Origin of the sequence: Microcystis sp. LE19-10.1B (assembly GCF_027530565.1) — a bacterium.
Taxonomy (GTDB): Bacteria; Cyanobacteriota; Cyanobacteriia; order Cyanobacteriales; family Microcystaceae; genus Microcystis; species Microcystis aeruginosa.
Genome location: NZ_JAPZQM010000582.1, coordinates 1 through 1,544, shown reverse-complemented (window position 1 = coordinate 1,544; position 1,544 = coordinate 1). Strand labels below are relative to the sequence as shown.

The 1,544-nt window shown below is 35.6% G+C and carries 1 pseudogene; it reads left to right on the top strand.

Going from position 1 to position 1,544, the window contains the following annotated elements:
• Positions 1-98 precede the first annotated feature (98 nt).
• Positions 99-1,321, top strand: a pseudogene (locus tag O9332_RS21170) (ISAzo13-like element ISMae28 family transposase).
• Positions 1,322-1,544: the final 223 nt, after the last annotated feature.

The window sequence follows — 1,544 nt, the reverse complement described above, 5'->3', positions numbered from 1 at the left end:
AGTGTAGGAGGTAGGGGTCGATGGTTGCCTCCTCCTTCCAATTTTGTAGTAGAATTAATCCTGTACATTATTAATCAAGTTTTTCTTTGTAAGTGTATATGGAATTAACTGATTCCCTCAAGAAATTGCTCAGTGAAACTGCACTTCAATTAAAAGGTGCAGCTAAAAGAAGATTCATGGCCCAAACAGTCTTAGAATTAGGCTATGGGGGACAAACCCTTGCTGCACAGGAGTTAGGCTGGAATCGAACTACTATTCGTAAAGGAATTAAAGAACTAAAAAGAGGTATTATTTGTGTTGATAATCATTCAGCTAAGGGGCGGAAAAAAGCAGAAGAACATTTACCTTTTCTATTGGAAAACATCAAAAGTTTAGTGGATTCTCAAAGCCAAACTGACCCAAGTTTTAAAAGCCAAAGGCTTTATGTGAGACTGAGTGCGGCCGAAGTCCGAAAGCAATTAATCTCTAAATATGGGTACAGTGATGAGGATTTACCGAGCGAGGAAACTATTCGGGTTAAATTAAATAACTTAGGTTATCGTCTGAAAAGAGTCGCTAAAGTTTTACCTCAAAAAAAATTCCAGAAACCGAGGCAATCTTTGAGGAATTAGCTAACATTAATCGGGAAGCGGATGAAGACCCTACGATGTTACGTCTTAGTTTGGATGCCAAAGCCCGTGTTAATATTGGACTATTTGATCGAGGAGGTAAGAATAGAATAACTGTCGAAACAAACGATCATGATTTTAATCCGAAAACAACCCTAACCCCTTAGGGAATATTTATTCCAGAATTTGATGAGTTGTTTTTGTATTTCACTGCCTCCACAGTCACCAGTGACTTTATTGTTGATATATTAGAAGATTTCTGGGAGTCGAAAAAATCTCGTTTTGAGAAAATTAAAACTTTGATAATTAATCAAGATAATGGACCAGAAAATAATTCGAGACGAACTCAGTTCATGAAACGTATAGTTGAGTTTTCCCAAAAATATCAAGTTAATATACGTTTAGCTTACTATCCCCCTTACCATAGTAAATATAATCCTATTGAACGAACCTGGGCTGTGTTAGAAAACCATTGGAATGGGAGTATTTTAGATGAAATCGAAACGGCTTTGAAATTCGCCCAAACTATGACTTGGAAAGGAAAACACCCGATTGTTAAGTTGATTACTGAAACTTATGAAAAAGGAGTAAAGCTTACTAAAAAAGCCCTGGAAAAAATCGAAGAAAAAATCGAACGTCTCACAGAATCAACGAATCAAGACTTTCCCGATTTGGGACAATGGTTTATTGATATCTATTATGATAAGACCTAGTTTGTAGTTAACTAAGATGGTTAGCTAAAAACTGTCTTTGATTCTTTAACTTGTCCTTGTTATACTCGAAAAAGCTCGGAAGTATAAGAGTTTGTGCTGCCTATTTTTTCGGAAAAATAGGTTGTAATGGGAGACTCTTTGTTTTCCTAGACAAAAATAATTACTTTTTCAAAAAAACACTTTTCTATTTTTTTGTTGGGTATTTTATTCTCTGGAAGTCCCT